Source organism: Rhizobacter sp. P3_B12, from assembly GCF_056402895.1.
The window spans coordinates 1-2,161 of the sequence record NZ_JBFUGN010001017.1 but is presented as its reverse complement, the minus strand read 5'-3'; the positions used below and the strand labels follow the sequence as shown (position 1 = coordinate 2,161).

5 protein-coding genes are annotated in these 2,161 nt (G+C 72.3%); 3 read left to right on the top strand and 2 right to left on the bottom strand.

Going from position 1 to position 2,161, the window contains the following annotated elements:
- Window positions 1-311 (bottom strand): DUF4398 domain-containing protein (locus AC1D01_RS31450; RefSeq protein ID WP_477873443.1); only part of this gene is annotated, 311 nt, incomplete at its 3' end.
- Window positions 308-661, bottom strand: a complete 354-nt coding sequence (locus AC1D01_RS31445) for a DUF4398 domain-containing protein (RefSeq protein ID WP_477873442.1) — start codon at window positions 659-661, stop codon at window positions 308-310. The genes AC1D01_RS31450 and AC1D01_RS31445, both read right to left, overlap by 4 nt.
- Window positions 662-886: 225 nt before the next feature.
- On the opposite strand from AC1D01_RS31445, the gene AC1D01_RS31440 reads away from it, so the two are divergent.
- Genes AC1D01_RS31440 through AC1D01_RS31430 form a run of 3 tightly spaced genes read left to right on the top strand, consistent with a single transcriptional unit; the run spans window position 887 to window position 2,016 of the window.
- Complete coding sequence (locus AC1D01_RS31440; RefSeq protein ID WP_477873441.1) at window positions 887-1,129, top strand: hypothetical protein; 243 nt, start codon at window positions 887-889, stop codon at window positions 1,127-1,129.
- Window position 1,130: 1 nt separating this feature from the next.
- Window positions 1,131-1,460 (top strand): hypothetical protein, encoded by a 330-nt coding sequence (locus AC1D01_RS31435; RefSeq protein ID WP_477873440.1) that lies wholly within the window; start codon window positions 1,131-1,133, stop codon window positions 1,458-1,460.
- A gap of 7 nt (window positions 1,461-1,467) precedes the next feature.
- Window positions 1,468-2,016 carry a cell division protein FtsI gene (locus AC1D01_RS31430; protein WP_477873439.1) on the top strand — a complete coding sequence of 183 codons (549 nt, stop codon included), beginning with the start codon at window positions 1,468-1,470 and terminating at the stop codon, window positions 2,014-2,016.
- The last annotated feature ends 145 nt before the right edge of the window (window positions 2,017-2,161 follow it).

The window sequence follows — 2,161 nt, the reverse complement described above, 5'->3', positions numbered from 1 at the left end:
GCCTTGTCCCAGGTGCGGGCGCTGATGGCTTCGCGCGCGATCGCCACGCGCTGCTGTGCCAGGTAGGCGTGGTGGTCGACGCTGCGCAGCGTCTCGCCGCGGGTGCGCGACGCTTCGGCGCTGGTCAGCGCGTCGCGGGCCAGTGTCATCTCCGGTGCGGCGAACTCATTCGCCTTCGGGTCGGTCTCCAGCTGCTGGTAGCTGGCGCGTGCGCGGTCGAGCGCGGCGTTCGGCGCGGGCACGGTGCTGCAACCCATCAGCACGGCGGCGAGCGCGCTGACGGTGAGGATCGGGTGGATGGCGTGGTTCATTGGGTACCTCCGGTGGACGCGGCCTTGCGGGCTGCATCGGCTGCCTGGCTGGACTTGGCGGTCTGCATCTTGCGAACGGCGAGTTGTGCGTCGAGCTGGCTCTCGTCGGCGAGCTGCTTCGCGAGCACGTAGTCCTTGTCGGCCAGGGCCTTCTTCGCCCCGGCGAGCTTGTCGGCGGCCAGGCGGGTTTCGGTGGGTGCGTAGGCCGGGGCGCCGGTGGCATCGGCGCTGTCGACCGCGGCCTTCGCGGCGGCCATCTGTTCGGTGGGCGGCGGTCCGGACGCGCAGCCTGCGACGGCGAGCGCCGCGAGCGCCAGGAAGGCCAGGCGTGGCAAATGAACGAGTCTCATGGGAGAACTCCTTTGAAGTGGGAAGGGGGAGGGGACGGGAGCGGGTGGACTGCGACGACCATGGCAGACGCTGCGCACGCCGTCTGTCTGCCAGCGCACGCAGCCCGTGGGTGATATCCATCACCCAAGACCCCTCGCCGTCGCCGCGCGACATGCTTTTCCGGCGATCGGGCGGGCTGGCGATGAGAACAATTCACTCTCATCGCAACCCCTCCATGACGCACCATGCACGTCGCCCGCCCCTCCGCCGACCTGTCGGCCCGTTCCCTTCCGAAGCCTGCCACCACGCCATCGGCAGGAGCTGCCAGTGGATTCGGTTCCAGCCTGAAGCCGGCAGCCACTCCGGCGGCAGAGGCTGCCGAGGCAGCACCGGCCGCTGCCGCACCAGTGCCGCCGAAGCCCGACCTGGCGAGCTCGCTCTCGACGGTGTCGCTCGCCGCCGCCGCCACGCCGCGCCAGACCGCCTGAGATGGAGCACGCAGCTTCGATCGGCGCGGGCGCTTCCGCGGCGCATGCCGCGCCGGCCACGACTTCGGCCGCGCCGCCGGCCCGGGCCGCCGCGGCGCCAGCTCCGGCCGGCACCACCGGCGGCAGCACCGTCTCGCTCAGCGACGAAGGCCGGGCGCGAGCCGACAGCGATGCGGGCGATGGGCCCGACCCCATGCTGCTGGCCGCCCACCTCGCGCTCGCGGCGCTCGGCGAACCCGACGGCCTGGTCGGCGACGCGGTGCAGGTGGCGGCCGGCTATGCGGCACGGGCCGGGCTCGACCTGGCCGGCCGCATCGACGAGATCGTCTGAGGCCGCGATGAACATCCACCTCGCCGCGCTGGCGGCTGCCTGCCTGGCCCTCACCGGTTGCTCGATCCTGAGCCCCGTGCCCACCTGGGAGCTGGTGAAGGCCACCGGCAGCGCCACCTCGCTCGCGATCGGCCGCTCGCCGTCGCATGCGACCAACACCGTGCACTACGGCGATGCGCCGGTGAAGCGGCTGTGCATCGAGTTCAACCGCAACGCGCCGCTGCCCGACCTGGTGCCGGCGCTGCAGGCCGAGTTGCGCGGCATCGGCGTAGCGAGCCGCGTCTACGAAGCCGGCGCCAATCTCGGGTCCACCTCCGACGACTGCGAGGTCTGGCTGCGCTACGCGGCGACGGTGGACTGGGACACGCCGCCGTTCGGCGAGGTGGCCCGGCCCTACCTGAGCGCGGCCTCGATGAGCCTGCAGCGATCGGGCGGCGCGCTGCTCGCGAGCAGCGGCTACAGCGTCGACGACGCCGGCTTCGGCGCCAGCAAGTGGGCCACGACAAGAACCAAGCTCGCACCGGTGGTGCGGGCACTCATCCAAGGATTCGAATGAAACCCCCGAAGTACGCGGTACGTGGTGCGGCAGCGGCGTGTGTGCTGGCGCTGGGTGCCTGTGCGAGCCCGCCGCCGAGCCTGGTGCCCGGCCCGGTGAGCGCCGCGCCGCCGCTGGCGCCGATGTTCATCGAGCGGCGCAGCAA

Coding starts and splice junctions, on each gene's coding strand:
- AC1D01_RS31445 (WP_477873442.1), bottom strand. CDS start 661: ATGAGACTCGTTCATTTGCCACGCCTGGCCTTCCTGGCGCTCGCGGCG.
- AC1D01_RS31440 (WP_477873441.1), top strand. CDS start 887: ATGCACGTCGCCCGCCCCTCCGCCGACCTGTCGGCCCGTTCCCTTCCG.
- AC1D01_RS31435 (WP_477873440.1), top strand. CDS start 1,131: ATGGAGCACGCAGCTTCGATCGGCGCGGGCGCTTCCGCGGCGCATGCC.
- AC1D01_RS31430 (WP_477873439.1), top strand. CDS start 1,468: ATGAACATCCACCTCGCCGCGCTGGCGGCTGCCTGCCTGGCCCTCACC.